The organism is Brevundimonas sp. Leaf168, assembly GCF_001423685.1.
Classification (GTDB): Bacteria; Pseudomonadota; Alphaproteobacteria; order Caulobacterales; family Caulobacteraceae; genus Brevundimonas; species Brevundimonas vesicularis_C.
In genome coordinates this window covers 28,678-43,594 of record NZ_LMOY01000013.1, presented here as the reverse complement: position 1 = coordinate 43,594, position 14,917 = coordinate 28,678, and the positions used below count along the sequence as shown (strand labels likewise).

Genomic DNA, 14,917 nt, shown 5'->3' with positions numbered 1-14,917 from the left:
CGCGCAATCGGTTCAAGCGCCCATCGCTTCGAAATCCACCACCACCGGCTCACGCTCCAGCAGCGCCAGCACTCGCCGGAAAGCCGACTGATCCAGGGCGGTGGTCGCCGTATTGGTCAGGGGGTGGAAGTTGACGATGTCGGCGTCCCACAGGCGCTGGTCCAGCACGAAGGTCACGCGGCGGTCGATGTCGTTGATCAGGCCCAGCGCCGTGACCGAGCCGGGGCGGACGCCCAGCGTTTCCCACATCAGCGTCTCGTTGCCGAACGACAAGCGGCCCGACCCCATGACGGCGGCGGCGCGTTTCAGGTCGATCACCGTGTCCTGACGCGCCGAGATCAGCCACAGCCGGCCTTTGTGGTCCTTGAGGAACAGGTTCTTGGTGTGGGCGCCGGGCAGGTCGGCCTTGAGGTCCAGCCCTTCCTCGACCCGAAAGACGGCCGGGTGGTCGTGGGTCGCGTGATCCACGCCGTTCGCCTTCAGCCAGACGGTCAGGGTCTCGCGGTCGAAAGCGGGTGCGTCAGTCATGGTTGAGCCGTCGGGTTTCGGGCGTTAGGAAATGGTCATGGTCGATACCGTCAACACGCGCCCGCTGGAACTGGAATGCTATCCGATGACGGCCCGGCCGCCGGACCTGGTGCCCGGCCGCCAGTCGCGCAACTGGATGGACGCCTTCATCAGCCGCCACCCCTATCGCTGCCTGCCGCTGAACATGGCCAACACGACGGGGTGGGAGATCCTGTGCCCGTTCGGCTTCTCGGCCGAGTGGAACGGCGGTCCGCGCCAGGAAGACATCGTCATCACGCCGGATCGGCCCCAGCACGATCTGGCCCATTTCGTCACCTCGCACTTCTCGCGCGGGGTGCTGACCATGCATCCGCAATATCTGTTCCGCACGCCGCCCGGCTGGGGGATGATGTGTTCGGGGTCGCCCAACCATGTGAAGGACGGCATCCAGCCGCTGGTCGGCCTGATCGAGACGGACTGGCTGCCCTTCCCCTTCACGATGAACTGGATCTTCACCCGGCCGGGACGGATCACGTTTGAGAAGGGCGAACCCTTCTGCTTCATCAATCTGATCGAGCACAAGAAGGTCGAACAGTTCCAGCCGATCATCCGCACGCTGGAATCCAACCCGGTGATGAAGGGTCAGTTCGAGGCCTGGAACCGCGCCCGCACCGACTTCAACCAGCGTCTGGCCGGAGGCGACCCGGATGCGGCCAAGGAGGCGTGGCAGCGCTACTATTTCAAGGGCGAGGTGCCGGAAGATCTGGGCACGGCGCCCGCGACCCACTCCAACAAGCGCCGGCTGAAGTCGCCGCGGGTGGGATGAAAGAAAAAGCCCCTCTCCACGCCGTGGAGAGGGGCTTTCAGCATCAGGCCGCCGGGCGGGTGACCTGCGGGCCCAGGTTCTGGATCACCTCGCGGGCGTCGAAGGCGTTGGGGTCGTTGGCGGGTTTGGGGCCGCGACCCAGGACGATTTCGGCATTGGCCTCGAAGCGGTCGACCTGGCGGACGTCGAAGTCGTTGACGCCCCACGGGCCGTAACGGTCCCACGGGCTCCAGAAGCCGCTGCGGTAGTAGCGCCACGATGGACCCCAGTAGGGGCTGTAGAAGCGGTTATAGCCCGAATAGAACGGGTCGGGCGTGCCGACGAAGCGGGTGTCGCGGTCGGTGGCGCGGTTGACGGTGGAGAACCAGTCGTAACCGCTCTCGACCGTCAGTTCGGCCGAACGCAGCAGCAGCGACTGTTCGACCTGTTCGCGCGACGTCAGCGAATTGCCCGAGAAGCTGACCCGGAAACGGTTGTTTTCCAGGCGCTGCTCAGCATAGCCGCCACGCTGGCCGTTGAAGCCAGCGGGTTGATACGGGGTGGCGGTGGCGCAGGCCGCCAGGGCCAGACCGGCGGCGACGGTCACCGCCAGGGTCTTCAGGGGGAGGGTTTTCATGACATCAAACTCCTTGATCGCCCATTCGGGCGCTCTGACGGCTGAACGGAGCATGAACGAAGGCGTTCCCGACCACTGTATGACGAAGCGTCGCGGCGTCTAGAGCCGAAGAACGATCAGCACGGCCGCGACCATCAGCAGCAGGCCGACGAAGACGCCGAAGCCCTTTCGAAAGCGCGGTTGCTGCATGCGTTGCGACAAGGCGGCGCCGGACAGGGCATAGGTGCTCATCGACACCATATCCATGCCGATGGCCGCCATGGCGAACATCGCCATCTGCGGCGCGACCGGGCGGTTCACGTCGATGAAGGGCGGCAGGACGGCTGTGAAAAACAGGATGGCCTTGGGATTGGCGATCTGGACGGCGAACCCGTCGATCAGGGCGCTGCGGCCTTTCTTGACGACGACCTCGTCGGGATCGGCGGCGGTGGCGAAGGCGCCGCGCAGCGCCTTGATCCCCAGCCAGGCGACATAGAGCGCGCCCAGCACGGCGATGACCTTGAAGGCGGCGGGGAAGGCCTTGACCAAGGCGCCGAGACCGAGGGCCGCCGCGCCGAACCACACCAGCGTCGCGGCGTTCATGCCCAGTACGCCGATCAGGGCCGAGGCGCGGCCCTTTTCAACGCCGGTCGCGACGGCGAACAGATTGGCCGGGCCGGGCGTGATCGCCATCACCGCCATGACGCCGAGGAAGGTCGAATAGAGGTGCGGATCGACGGGCAAGGCGGGCATGCGGCGCGATGTCGCTGCTTAGTCTGTCGCGGTCAAGGCGCTCTGTCTCCTCCCCGCGTCGCGGGGAGGTGGCGCGGCGCATCTTCGCGCCGTGACGGAGGGGTTCTTCACCGCCAGTACGCATCCGGGCGATTACAAGAGCCCCTCCACCGCTGCGCGGTCCCCCTCCCCATTGCATGGGGAGGAGATAAAGACGTTAGGCGGCCGGACGGGCCGGCGGCGCCGGCGGTTCGGGCGCTTCCGGGGCCTCGGGCGCTTCGACGCCCTCCTCGACGACGGCGTCGGCGGCCTGGTCCAGCGCGTATTGGGCGACCAGGCTGTAGGTCTCCATCTGCTCTGGCGTCGGATTGGTCCAGGCGCTGTTGCGGGCGATGCCTTCGGCGGTGACGACGCCTTTCTGCATCCCCTCTTCCATCGCCTGTTTGACCTCGGGGTCATTCAGCGCCTCAGCGACAATGGCGTCGACGTCGATGTCCTTCAGGGCCTGGGCGGCCATTTCGGTGGCGTGTTTCGTGGTCTCGGCGGTGAAGGCGGCGACATCGGGCGCATAGTCCGACCACAGGGCGGCGATGCGACGGCCGCGTTCGGCCTCGCTCAGGCTTTCGTCTTCGGAAATCGCCTCGGCGCGTTCGCCAAAGGTCTCCATGCGCGCTTCGAAAGCCTCGGCGGCGGCTTCCATCCGGGCCTCGGCGGCTTCGGCGGAAGCCGGCACGGGCGAAGGCGCAGACGCGGGGGTCTGCGCCAAGGCCGAGGAGAGGGGCGCGAGCGCCAGGGCGGCGGTCAGGCTGAGCAGGCGGATCATGGGACGGCTCCCGTTGAATGACCCGCGCAAACTCCGCCCTCAGCCGCCCCGTCTCAAGTGAAATCGCGGTAAGGCTTGGCTTACTGCGGCGTCGCCGGCGCAGCGGCGGCAGGGGCTGCAACGGCGGCGTCGATCTTGCCTCGGACATCGGCAGGGATGCCCTTGATCTGCTGGATCGCCGGCGCAAGCTGTTCGGGCGTCGCCTGGCCGCTGCTGACGGCGAACGTTTGGACATCTTCGGCGAAGGCGTCGACCTGGGGCTGATATTTGGCTTGGATGGCGTCCAGATCGGCCTTGGCCTTGGTCTTGTCGGCCTGGGCTGCGGCGGCCTGCATCTCGCTGGCCATCGTCTCCATGACCTGACCGAAGGCTTCCGCCTTGGCTTCGAAGGCGGCTTCCTCGGGGCTGTCCGCCTCTTCGGCCGGTTCAGGCGCCGGAGCGGCTTGGGGCGCAGGGGCAGGGGCGGCGGCCTGACCGGCGGCGAAGGCGGGGGTGGTCAGGGCCAGGACGGCGACGGCCGCGGCGGAAGACAGAAGGCGCATCGGAAACTCCACGACGGGCCGCCTTGCGGCCCCGAACGAGGCTGCATCCCAGCCCCGGCCGCACCCTCCTACAGTCCGGTCAGATTTCAAAGACCCGATAAGGCTTGTCGCCCAGGGTCTTCAGTACCGGCAGGGCCACATTATAGACGGGCGTGCCCTTGGTGGTGCGTCCCTCCGGTCCGCCGCGATGGGCGTGACCGTGAACGACCAGGCGAACATTGTCATAGCGGTCGATGGTCTCGGCCAGACGCGAAGAGCCCAAGAAGGCGTGGATTTCGGGCGGCTCGCCCATCACCGTCTCGACCACGGGCGCATAGTGCAGCAGCACGACCGAGCGTTCGGTGCGCAGCATGCGGATCGAGTTCTCGATCAGATTGGCGTCCTCGACCGCCTCCTGCACGAAACGCTTGATCGAGGCCTCGCCGAACGAGGAGAGCATATAGCGGCCGAAGCCGCCGACGAACCCCTTGCCGCCCGCAAAGCCGACGCCGTCGATCTCATAGGCCTCGCCGGTCAGCATCTTGACCCCGGCGTCGGTCAGCATCTTAGTGACGACCTCGGGCTGGCCGCACTCGTGCTCATGGTTGCCCAGCACGCCGACCATCGGGATTTTGCAAAGCTTGAGATCCTCAAGCAGCCGCTCGACCTCGGGCGTCTTGCCGTAGTTGGTCAGGTCGCCGCACAGGCACAGGACATCGGCGTCGTCCGACACCCGCTCGAACAGGTCCCGATAGCGATGCTCGGTGGTCTCGCCGACATGGAGGTCGCCGACGGCGGCGACGCGCAGTGTCTTGGCGGGGCCGGGTTCCAGGCCGGGTTGGGTTGTCTGAGGATCGGGGACGGCGTCGGTCATGGCGGCTTACCTTTTCAGTGGCCCAGGTTGACGGGGTCGTGGCGTTCCTCCAGCCCCTTGCCCACCACGTCGCCGAAGCCCCATTCGGCGACGTCGGCAACATAGTCGCGCGGGCTGAACAGCCGGCCGCGACAGACCTTCACGCGCGGCGCCGGCAGATCGATCTGGGCCGTCAATCGCTGGACCAACTCTTCCATCAGCCAGCGCGGAATCCGGTCGCGCTCGGTCGGATAGGCGAAGCGGAAGTTCAGCAGATGCGCCGCCAGCACCTCCCAATAGAGGTCCATTTGGTCCAGCAGGCTCTTCCAGTCGATGGCGTCGGACTGTTTCAGGATGACGTGGTTCACATCGGCCCCGTCATAGCGATAGCGGTCCTGAATGAAGACCTTGGACAGGATCAGGGCCGTGGGCGGGGTGATCTGGACCTGATGGCCATAGACGGTGATCCGGTCCTCGCTGAACCAGCTGTCGGACACGGCGATGGTGCCGTTGGACATGGCGAAGATGACGTCGAAGAAGTGTTTCTCGTCCTTCCAGACCTTGGCGATCCAGCGCTCGTCCTCGACGTCGGTGCGGTAGCCGTGCTTCTGGAAGAAGGCCAGGATGCGGGGGTAGTCGCCGGGCTTGCAGAAGACGTCCAGATCCTTGGTCGGACGACGGATGCCGGTGTAGGCCGTGACCGCATAGGTGCCCGACAGCAGAAAGGGGATACCGCTCTCCTTCAGCAGGCGCAGGCTCTCTTCATAGAAGGCCAGGGCGTCCGCCGGCGGCTCGAAGGTCGGTTCGGCGATCACGTCTGACATTGGCTGGGGCCCTTCGCTGGCAAGGGCGAGTAAACGGCGACGCTGAACGGCGGTTCCGCAATCCTACTTAGGTGGGCCGCTACGGGATCCTTAACCCCTGCGTGTCACCGTTACGTCATGGGACTGAAGTGGGTGAACGCAGAAGGCGGGCGCTGGCGGTTTTTCCGTCACGAGGCCGGCCGCGCGGCTGGACCGTCGCCCTACGCCTATGTGGCCTTGTTCGCCCTGTGCCTGTCGGTCGCCCAGTGGAGCATGCATGCCTTCGGCGCCACGGTTCTGTGGCCGGCCAATGCCGTGCTGCTGGCCGCCGTTCTTCAACTTCATCGTCGTCAGGCCATCGGCGTCATGATCGCCTGCGCGGCCATCAATCTGGCCAGCAACGTCGTGCGCGGCGACCCCGGCGTGATGATGTTCACCAATGTCGCCCTGAACCTGACCCAGGTTTGCATCGCCGCCGTGCTGGCGCGCCGTTTTTGCGGGGCCGCGCTGGATATGCGACGTCCCTGGCGTCTGTTCCGCTTCGCCGTCTTCGCCGCCGTACCGGCCGTCTTGATCAGCACCCTGCTCGCGGGCGCGGTCGCGGTGCTGATGAGCTGGAAGGTGCCGGGCACGCTGGCGTTCCGGATGCACCACCTGTTCGACATGGAGCTGCTGGCGATGATGATCGTCACGCCGTCCCTGCTGCTGCTGGCGCGCAACCATCGTTTCAGGGACGACGCCCAGGCCACGATGACGGAGGCGGCCGCCCTGCTGGTTCTGGTCGGCGGCGTCACGCTGTGGGTGTTTACCCAGTCGTCGGCGCCGGTGATGTTCGCGGTGCTTCCGCCGCTGATTCTTCTGGCCTTCCGGCTCTGCCCGCCGACCACCGCCTGCGCGGTGGTGCTGGTCGCGGCCATCGGCGGCGCCGCCACGCTGGGCGGCCATGGGCCGGTCGTGCTGACCCGCCTGCCGCCCGATCCGGTTCTCGCCGCCCTGCCTGAGGTGATGCGCCAGATGAACGTGTTTCATCTGTTCCTGCTGTGCGTCGTCGGGTCTGTCCTGCCCATCACCACCCTGTCGACCGAGCGTCGGCGTCTGACGGCGCGTCTGCGGACGCGCACGGCGGCGGCGCTGGACGCCCTGGCCCGGGCCAAGCGCGCCGATGAGGCGAAGTCGCGCTTCCTGGCCTTGATGAGCCACGAGATGCGCACGCCCCTGACCGGGGTCACCGGCTATGCCGACCTGTTGTCGCGCTCCACCAGTCTGGACGCCGAGGGCCATCGCCAGGTCAATGCGGTGCGCCAGTGCGGCGAATCCATGCTGCGTCTGGTCGAGGACTTGCTGGAGATTTCGCGCGGAGGCGACGAGGTCGTGCTGAAGCCCGCCGATCTGCGCGCCTTGATCCAGGACGCCGTGGCGCCGGCGCGCGAGTGGGCCGAAATCCGCGGCCTGACCTTCGACCTGCACATTGCGCCGGAGGCCGAGGGCTGGGTGCTGACCGACATGCGGCGGCTTCGCCAGATTCTGCATCATCTGACTCTGAACGCCTCGAAATTCACCTCGCACGGAGGCGTGGGCGTCATGGTCGATCGGACCGATGACCGGCTGCGGATCGCCGTGTCGGACACCGGCTGCGGCATGGATGCCGAGACCCTGGCCGGCGTGTTCCGCCTGTTCGAACAGGCGGACGCCTCCACCAGCCGCGCGCATGAGGGGGCGGGCGTTGGCCTGGCCCTGGCCAAGAGCCACGCCGAGCGGCTGAACGGAACGATCGCCGTCGAAAGTGTGCAGTGGCAGGGCTCGACCTTCACCGTGGAGATCGAGGCGCCGGTCGTGGTTCCGGTGGAGACGGAGAGCGGCGCGCCGCTGGACAGCCGTCGCATGAAGGTTCTGATCGTCGACGACCACCCGGCCAATCGGGATCTGCTGCGCATCATGCTGCAGGCCGCGGACTGCGACACCGCCGAGGCCTGCGACGGGCGCGAGGCGGTGAACGCCGCCTCGGCCGAAGCTTTCGACCTGATCCTGATGGATGTGCGCATGCCGGTGATGGATGGTCTGGCCGCCACTCGCGCGATCCGCGCCCTGGCCGACTCCGCCGGCCGGACGCCGATCCTGGCGGTTACCGCCGAGGCCATGCCCGAAGACGCCGCACGGTGCCTGTCCGCCGGCATGGACGGTCATCTGGCCAAACCGGTGACCCAGGCCAAGCTTTATGCCGCCATCGACGAGACGCTGAGCGCCGCTGCGTCGCGACTGGACGCCCAAGCCGCCTGAGCCGTCGGGCGCGGCTTCATCCCCAGGCCCGTCCCCAGGAATGTGCGGCACGGACACAACATCTAGCGGTCGCGATAAATTGTGATCGCAAAATAGACCTATTTTGACTTGGCGCCGACGCCTTCAAACCGCATGGTGAATACGTCTTCAGAATCGCCCTCAGGTCCAGTTCGATGAACGCCATCACTCCGATCATCCTCCCCGAGCGCGCCGGTCTTCTGACCCCGTCGGCCGCCTACAAGCCGTTCCGCTATCCGTGGGCGTTCGACATGTGGAAGAAGCAGCAGCAGGTCCACTGGATGCCCGAAGAGGTGCCGCTGGGCGAGGACGTCAAGGACTGGGCCTCCACCCTTAGCGACGGCGAACGCAACCTGCTGACCCAGATCTTCCGCTTCTTCACCCAGGCGGACATCGAGGTTCAGGACAACTACATGGAACGCTACGGTCGGGTCTTCAAACCGACCGAGGTGAAGATGATGCTGGCCGCCTTCGGCAATATGGAGACGATCCATATCGCGGCCTACGCCCTGCTGCTCGAGACCATCGGCATGCCCGAGAGCGAATTCGGCGCCTTCATGGAATACGAGGCCATGCGGGACAAGCACGACTACATGGGCCAGTTCGGCGTGGATTCAGACGCGGACATCTGCCGGACCCTGGCCATGTTCGGCGGCTTCTCGGAAGGCGTTCAGCTGTTCGCGTCCTTCGCCATGCTGATGAACTTCCCGCGCCAGAACAAGATGAAGGGCATGGGCCAGATCGTGTCCTGGTCGGTGCGCGACGAGAGCCTGCACTGCGAAGGCATCATCAAGCTGTACCACGCCTTCAATAAGGAGACGGGGGCCGTCACCAAGTCAGTCGCGGACGATATCGTCGACTGCTGCAAGACGGTGGTGAACATGGAGGACAAGTTCATCGACCTGGCCTTCGAGATGGGCTCGGTCCAGGGCATGACGCCGGAAGACATCAAACAATACATCCGCTTCATCGCCGACTGGCGCCTGCGTCAGCTGAAGCTGCCGGAAGTCTATGGGGTGACGGAAAATCCGCTGCCGTGGCTGCAGTCGCTGCTCAGCGGCGTTGAACACGCCAACTTCTTCGAGGCCCGCGCCACCGAATATTCCAAGGCGGCGACGCAAGGAAACTGGCACGGCGCGGACGGCGTCTGGACCGAGTTCGACCGCATGATGGCGCGCCGCGACATGAGCTTGGTCGCGGGCTGAACCCGCGACCAGGGGCGCGGCCTCAGACGGGGGCCGCGCCGATCTGTTTGAGGATGCCCAGCTCGTCGGAGCTGCCCCAACGTTCGACCATCTTGCCCTCCTCGAACCGGCCGATCTGCATCCCGCGAACCTCGATGGACTTGCCCGTAGCGGCTACGCCCTGGAAGTCGCCCTTGTGCGTGCCGGTCAGGGTGTAGGCGAAGGCCACCTGATCGCCTTCGCTGAGCATGGTCTGAGGTTCGACCTTCAGGTCGGGGAAGGCGGTCCGCATCTCGGTGAAGAAGGCCTTGAAGCCTTCGGGCCCCGGTCCCTGACCCGGTGCGGGATCGTTGTCGACGCAAGCCTCCGCCACGACCTCGGGAAAGGCGTCCAGAGCGCCCGTGTTGACGATCTCGCCGAAGCGTTTGGTTGCGGCGATATTGGCGGTGGCATCGGCCATGGAGGGTCTCTTTCGCTTGGGGTTCGATAGAGACAACCGCCCGATCCCTCTATGGTTTCAGCCGGCACGGTTTATTGCGCTGGCCGGATCCAGGCCGGTCGCGCGATGAGGCCTTGCGGAGGCCCGACCGGCATAGCCGCGCCTGTTCCTGCCAAGGGGCGTAGTCGCGATCATATTGCTCCGGGCTGGCGCGGTGTCGAGGGCGTCTGGGGCGCGTTCGATCGCATGATGGCGCGGCGCGACATGAGCCTGGCCGCGGGCTGACCCATCTCCCATTTCGGGCGTAGGCTCTCTCGAAAGGGAGAGCACGCCATGAGCGAAGAGATCGTCTTCTACACCAACCCCATGTCGCGCGGACGCATCGTTCGCTGGATGCTGGAGGAGGCAGGCCAGCCCTATCGCACCGTCGTGGTCGATTATCCGGCGATGAAGTCGCCGGACTATCTGGCGATCAATCCGATGGGCAAGGTGCCGGCCATCGCACATCACGGCGTCGTCGTGACCGAATGCGCCGCCATCTGCGCCTATCTGGCCGACGCCTTTCCTGAAGCCGGCCTGGCGCCGGCGACGGACGATCCGCTGCGCGGCCTTTATTACCGCTGGATGTTCTTCGCGGCCGGACCGGTCGAGGCGGCGGTGACGGCCAAGTCGCTGGGTCAACTGCCGCCGCCCGAGAAGTCGGCCATGGTCGGCTACGGCTCGTTCGATCAGGTGATCGACGGGCTGGAACACGCGTTGGATCGCAGCCCGTGGATCCTCGGCGAACGGTTCAGCGCCGCCGATGTCTATGTCGGCAGCCAGATCGCCTGGGGACTGATGTTCAAGAGCCTGCCCGAACGGCCGGCGTTCAAGGCCTATGCCGAGCGGATCACCACCCGCCCGGCCGCTGTGCGCGCCCGCGAAATCGATGACGCCCTGATCGCCGAAGCGAAGGCCAAGGCGGACTGACGGCGTTTACTGAGCCGGTTCGACCCACGCCGGCCGGGCGGTGCAGGCGGGGCGGAAGCCCGTGCGGCACAGTCGCACCTGTTCCTGCCAGGCGGCGTAGTCTCGATCATATTTTTCTTGGGCCAAACGCGCCGTCTCGGCGGCGGCGCGGGCCTGTTCCTCGGCCTGGCTGACCTCGATCTGGTGACGGGCCAGGGCGGCGTCGTAGTCCAGCCGGTTGGCGGCGTCGGTCTTGTCGGCCAGGGCGTTCTGGGCGGCGATCTCGTCGTTCAGAGCGCGGGTGGTGCGCAGTTCCTCTTCGGTCTGCTGCGCGTCGCTGGCCCGGTGATAAGCCTCGCCCCGCGCCTTCAGCAGGGCGTCGCGGCTGGCGGGATCGGCTGGGTCGGGCAGGGCGCGCTGATCGCGATAGGGGTCGGCGGTCGCCGGCGCCGTCGTCGTCTGGGCGGCGACGGGCGCGGTCAGGGCGGCGGCCAGCAGGGCGGCGGCGACGGCGGTGCGAATGATCATGACTGTCTCTCCCGAGGCCGAGGCGTTGCCCGCAGCTTGGCCATTGTGATCCTGCTGCACAACGCCGCAGCGATGAAAAGGTGGCGAAAGGCTCGGCTTCGCGTCATGGTCGATCTCTCCCGACCGCAGCCTAGCCGAGAAGATCGATGATCCTGAGCACCGCGTCCGGCGACTTCCCCATTCCTGCGGATGTCGCGCGCCAGTTGCCGAACGTGCCGGCCCTGCCCGATATGACCGCCGCAGACGCCAGGCTTCAGGTCGAGGACTTCCGTCACTGGCTGGACGCCTCGCCCGAACACGCCATCGACTATGAGCGGCTGCGGCGCTGGCATCTGGTCCAGGAGGAGCTGGCGGCCCAGGCCAAGGCGGAGAACCGGCCCTTCGTCGTGTCCGACGACGGTCTGGAATAGGGCGACGCTGGAACGTCTTCGAGCGCTGGGGATTGCGGCAACATCCCCTTGCTCCCGGAGACTTTCATGTTCCAATCAATCGGTTATGGCGCAAAGACCGCCCGGTCCAAGCTCGAGCCCATGACGTTCGAGCGCGACGATCCCAAGCCCAACGAGCTGGTGATCGAGGTTCTTTACGCCGGCGTCTGCCACTCCGACATCCACCAGGTCAAAAACGAATGGGCCAACACGGTCTATCCGTGCGTGCCGGGCCACGAGATCGTCGGGCGGGTCAAACAGGCGGGCGCCGAGACCTCGCGCTTCAAGGAAGGCGATCTGGTCGGCGTCGGCTGCATGATCGACAGCTGCCGCCAATGCGAGGCCTGCAGCGCCGGCGATCAGAACTATTGCGAGGGTCCGAACAGCTGGTTGGCGACCTATAACGGCCCCATGACGCCAGCGACCGAGACCGAAGACGGCGCCAACATGTACGGCCGGGACAATACCTACGGCGGCTATTCCGATGTGGTGGTCGTGCCCGAGGACTTCGTGTTGCGCATCCCCGAAGGCCTGGACCTCAAGGCGGCCGCGCCCATCCTGTGCGCCGGCGTGACCACGTGGTCGCCGCTGAAACACTGGGGCGTCAAGGCGGGGGACAAGGTCGCCGTCCTGGGCTTTGGCGGTCTGGGCCATATGGCGGCCAAGCTGGCCAAGGCTCTGGGGGCGGAAGTGACCGTCCTGACTTCGACGCCGGAGAAGATCGAGGACGCCAAGCGGCTGGGCGCCGACGCGGCCCATATCGAGACGGACAAGACGGCCTTGGCGCCCCTGGCGGGGACGTTCGACTTCATCCTGTCCACCGTGCCCGAGAAGCACGAGATCGGCGCCCTGCTGGACCTGATGAAGCGCGATGCGGCCTTCATCGTTGTTGGCAATCTCGATGTTGTGGATGGGGTCGACAACTCGAAAATGGCCTTCAAACGCCAGACGGTCGGCGGCTCCTTGATCGGCAATCTTCAGGAAACCCAGGACGTGCTGGACTTCTGCGCCGCCAACGGCGTGGCCCCCGAGGTCGACATGATCGACATCGCCGAGATCAACGACGCCTATGTGAAGATCGAGAACGGCGAGGCGCGCTACCGCTACGTCATCGACATGGCGACCCTGAAGGCGGCCTGATCGCCTATCCGGGCAGGCGCAGTTCGAAGGCTGCGCCTGTTCCGTCGGTCTCGACCAGCCGCAGGTCGCCGCCGTGAAGGGCGGCCAGTTCGCGCGAGATGGTCAGGCCCAGGCCCGAGCCGTCCGAGCTTTTTGAGCTGACAAAGGGTTCGAACAGGCGTTCGGCAAGACGCGGCGGAATGCCGGGGCCGTCGTCGGCGATGCGCACGACGCAGAAGCCGTCCTGACCAAAGGCGCTGACGGTGATGGCGCCCTTGCCGCGCCGCTCGGGCGGACGCGTGGGATCGGCCTCGATGGCCTGGCGGGCGTTGCGCATCAGATTGACCAGGATGCGATACAGCTGATCCGGGTCGGCCTCGACGGCGAACCGAGGCGGCAGCTGTTTGACCAGGCGCACGCCGTCGGGGTCCAGTCCTGCGTCCTCGGCCGCCAGGGTCAGGGCCTTGGTCAGGACGACGCGGGTCTTCTGGGGGGCGGGCTCCTCGCTCTTTCCGTACTCCAGCACATTGCGCGACAGGCCGGCGGCGCGGCTGAGCGCGCGCTCCAGCCGGGGCAGGGCCTTGGCCACCTGGGGGTCGGCGGAGGTCGCCAGCCGCTCGGACGCCATCTGGGCCGAGGTCAGCATGTTGCGCAGGTCGTGGTTGATCTTGGCCACCGCCTCGCCCAGCGCAACCAGACGGGCGCGAGAGCGCAGGGAATGGCGCACCTCCTCCTGCATCCGGCTGAGTTCGCGCTCGACGCGGCCGATCTCGTCGTGGCGATCGGACGGCGCCTCGGCCTCGCTCTCGGGATCGGCGGCGAACCGCTCCATCGAGCGGGTGACGCGACGAAGCGGCCGCAGCACCAGTAGGGCCAGACCGCCATACAGCAGCGCGCCCGCCGTCACCGACACCAGCAGGGACACCAGCAGGCTGTTCAGCAGGAAGGCACGCAGTTCCAGCTTCAACGGCTGGGCGGGGGTGACGATCTCGATGAAGTCGCCGGACCGATAGCGCGGCTTGGCCTGAACCCGCAGCGAGCGGTCCGGATGGCCGAACAGGGTGCGCCACGGGTCGGTCAGGCGCGACCAGCTGTCCTGACGCCTCAGATCGATCAGTTCGGGCGCGCGGGGCAGGTTGGGGGCCTGAAGCAGCAGGCGGCGCACGCCTTGCTCCGTCAGGGCCACCGCCTGAACCCCGCCGATCCGCATCAGCTCGGCGGCCGTGTCGTCCTCGACCGCGCTATAGGGCAGGGCCTCGACCCCGACCGAGGCCAGTTCGGCGGCCTGGAGCCGGTCGCGCAGCCAGCGCTCATGGAAGGCCGCTAGGTTCGGGCCCAGGATCAAAGCCTCGACCGCCAGGGTGAAGGCGACGGTCAGCAGCAGCAGCCGCGCCGACAGACCGTCGGGCGCGCGCGGCGTCAGACGCTCGCGCCAGAGACTGGCCTGGTCCGGCGTCAGGTTCAGCCGCGCTGCGATCCGGTCGAACAGGGCGCTCATGCCGCCGTCGCCCCGATCTGCCGTGCACGGATAATTTGGAACAGCTTGATGCCGATGGGCAGCAGCAGGGAAAGGAAGACCACGCCCATCAAAGGCCAGAAGAACTGTTGCAGCAGCATCGGCAGGTCCGGCCGCACGCCGGCGCGCAGCAGGTCGCCCAACTGCGATCCGATCCAGGTATAGATGAAGGTGGATGGCAGCAGGCCGATGAAGGTGGCGATGATGTAGGGCCTCAGCGGCACCGCCATCATCCCCGCCGTCGCGTTGACCAAGACGAAGGGCACGCTGGGGATCACGCGCAGGGTGAACAGGGTGGTGAACGCGTTGCGGTCGATGCCTTTGGCCAGCCGATCCATGAAGCCGGCGTCGGCCTCGAACTTGGCGCGCAGCCACGAACCGATCGAGGTGCGATAGACATAATAGATGACGACCGAACCGATGGTGGCCCCCGTCGACTGCGCCAGGGCCCCCACATAGGGGCCGAACATCATCCCGCCCAGCAGGGTCAGGAAAACGGGCCCGGGAATGGTCGAGGCGGTCGCCACGGCGTAGACGGCGATGAAGGCGACCAGCGCGATCCACCAGTTCTGTTGCGCATAGGCCTGAAGGTTCAGTCCGTGCTCACGGATCAGATCCATCGACAGATAGCGGTTCCAGCCCAGGGCGAAGAAGGCGATCACCAGGCCGGCGATGGCCGCCAGCGGCGCCAGCCGCAGGGCCCATTCCTTCGCCGTTCGTTTCGCCATCCGTTTCATCGTCCCGAAATGCCGTCCGAGCGTTGACTCACGCGGACATGCGACTTATACGCCCGCCCTTCC

Annotated in this window: 17 protein-coding genes; 6 read left to right on the top strand and 11 right to left on the bottom strand. The window is 66.5% G+C overall.

All coding sequences use genetic code 11. From position 1 onward, the window contains the following. Nucleotides 1-12: 12 nt before the first annotated feature. Nucleotides 13-528, bottom strand: coding sequence for a prolyl-tRNA synthetase associated domain-containing protein (locus tag ASF81_RS13435; protein WP_055809407.1), 516 nt, complete (start codon nt 526-528; stop codon nt 13-15). A 37-nt stretch (nt 529-565) separates the two neighbouring features. Between ASF81_RS13435 and ASF81_RS13430 the strand changes: the two genes are divergently transcribed. Then, a complete protein-coding gene (locus ASF81_RS13430; RefSeq protein WP_156146787.1) occupies nt 566-1,333 on the top strand; it encodes a DUF6065 family protein in 768 nt (255 codons plus the stop codon). Nucleotides 1,334-1,376: 43 nt separating this feature from the next. On the opposite strand, the gene ASF81_RS13425 is transcribed toward ASF81_RS13430, so the two are convergent. The 6 genes from ASF81_RS13425 to ASF81_RS13400 all read right to left on the bottom strand — a co-directional run bounded on the left by ASF81_RS13425 (nt 1,377) and on the right by ASF81_RS13400 (nt 5,681). Continuing rightward, nucleotides 1,377-1,949, bottom strand: a complete 573-nt coding sequence (locus tag ASF81_RS13425; protein ID WP_026108394.1) for a hypothetical protein — start codon at nt 1,947-1,949, stop codon at nt 1,377-1,379. Between the two features lie 99 nt (nt 1,950-2,048). After that, complete coding sequence (locus ASF81_RS13420) at nt 2,049-2,681, bottom strand: LysE family translocator (RefSeq protein ID WP_055809403.1); 633 nt, start codon at nt 2,679-2,681, stop codon at nt 2,049-2,051. A 196-nt stretch (nt 2,682-2,877) separates the two neighbouring features. Beyond that, nucleotides 2,878-3,483, bottom strand: coding sequence for a hypothetical protein (locus ASF81_RS13415; RefSeq protein ID WP_055809400.1), 606 nt, complete (start codon nt 3,481-3,483; stop codon nt 2,878-2,880). A gap of 80 nt (nt 3,484-3,563) precedes the next feature. Continuing rightward, nucleotides 3,564-4,025: a hypothetical protein gene (locus tag ASF81_RS13410; protein ID WP_055809397.1), complete on the bottom strand. Its 462-nt coding sequence runs from the start codon at nt 4,023-4,025 to the stop codon at nt 3,564-3,566. Nucleotides 4,026-4,104: 79 nt separating this feature from the next. Next, nucleotides 4,105-4,878, bottom strand: a complete 774-nt coding sequence (locus ASF81_RS13405) for a metallophosphoesterase (RefSeq protein ID WP_185225515.1) — start codon at nt 4,876-4,878, stop codon at nt 4,105-4,107. Nucleotides 4,879-4,892: 14 nt separating this feature from the next. Continuing rightward, the gene (locus tag ASF81_RS13400; protein ID WP_055754649.1) at nt 4,893-5,681 is read right to left on the bottom strand and encodes a nucleotidyltransferase family protein; all 789 of its coding nucleotides are present in this window, start codon (nt 5,679-5,681) and stop codon (nt 4,893-4,895) included. Between the two features lie 132 nt (nt 5,682-5,813). Between ASF81_RS13400 and ASF81_RS13395 the strand changes: the two genes are divergently transcribed. Continuing rightward, on the top strand, nt 5,814-7,937 hold the full coding sequence (locus ASF81_RS13395; protein WP_235559372.1) for a response regulator: 2,124 nt from the start codon (nt 5,814-5,816) through the stop codon (nt 7,935-7,937). Between the two features lie 173 nt (nt 7,938-8,110). Continuing rightward, entirely contained in the window at nt 8,111-9,160 is a 1,050-nt protein-coding gene (locus ASF81_RS13390) for a ribonucleotide-diphosphate reductase subunit beta (RefSeq protein ID WP_055809390.1), read from the top strand. A gap of 22 nt (nt 9,161-9,182) precedes the next feature. On the opposite strand, the gene ASF81_RS13385 is transcribed toward ASF81_RS13390, so the two are convergent. Then, complete coding sequence (locus ASF81_RS13385) at nt 9,183-9,599, bottom strand: ester cyclase (RefSeq protein ID WP_055809387.1); 417 nt, start codon at nt 9,597-9,599, stop codon at nt 9,183-9,185. Between the two features lie 312 nt (nt 9,600-9,911). On the opposite strand from ASF81_RS13385, the gene ASF81_RS13380 reads away from it, so the two are divergent. Continuing rightward, complete coding sequence (locus ASF81_RS13380) at nt 9,912-10,547, top strand: glutathione S-transferase family protein (protein WP_055809383.1); 636 nt, start codon at nt 9,912-9,914, stop codon at nt 10,545-10,547. A 6-nt stretch (nt 10,548-10,553) separates the two neighbouring features. On the opposite strand, the gene ASF81_RS13375 is transcribed toward ASF81_RS13380, so the two are convergent. Further along, nucleotides 10,554-11,054, bottom strand: coding sequence for a hypothetical protein (locus tag ASF81_RS13375; RefSeq protein ID WP_055809822.1), 501 nt, complete (start codon nt 11,052-11,054; stop codon nt 10,554-10,556). A 146-nt stretch (nt 11,055-11,200) separates the two neighbouring features. On the opposite strand from ASF81_RS13375, the gene ASF81_RS13370 reads away from it, so the two are divergent. Next, nucleotides 11,201-11,464 carry a hypothetical protein gene (locus ASF81_RS13370; RefSeq protein ID WP_055809380.1) on the top strand — a complete coding sequence of 88 codons (264 nt, stop codon included), beginning with the start codon at nt 11,201-11,203 and terminating at the stop codon, nt 11,462-11,464. Nucleotides 11,465-11,530: 66 nt separating this feature from the next. Next, a complete protein-coding gene (locus tag ASF81_RS13365; protein ID WP_055809377.1) occupies nt 11,531-12,622 on the top strand; it encodes an NAD(P)-dependent alcohol dehydrogenase in 1,092 nt (363 codons plus the stop codon). Nucleotides 12,623-12,626: 4 nt separating this feature from the next. Here the strand turns inward: ASF81_RS13365 and ASF81_RS13360 are convergent, their stop codons facing one another. Together ASF81_RS13360 and ASF81_RS13355 are read right to left on the bottom strand one after the other, a co-directional pair. Next, a complete protein-coding gene (locus ASF81_RS13360) occupies nt 12,627-14,099 on the bottom strand; it encodes a sensor histidine kinase (RefSeq protein WP_055809375.1) in 1,473 nt (490 codons plus the stop codon). Further along, nucleotides 14,096-14,845 carry a TVP38/TMEM64 family protein gene (locus tag ASF81_RS13355; RefSeq protein WP_055809372.1) on the bottom strand — a complete coding sequence of 250 codons (750 nt, stop codon included), beginning with the start codon at nt 14,843-14,845 and terminating at the stop codon, nt 14,096-14,098. The genes ASF81_RS13360 and ASF81_RS13355 overlap by 4 nt, the downstream gene beginning before the upstream one ends. Nucleotides 14,846-14,917: the final 72 nt, after the last annotated feature.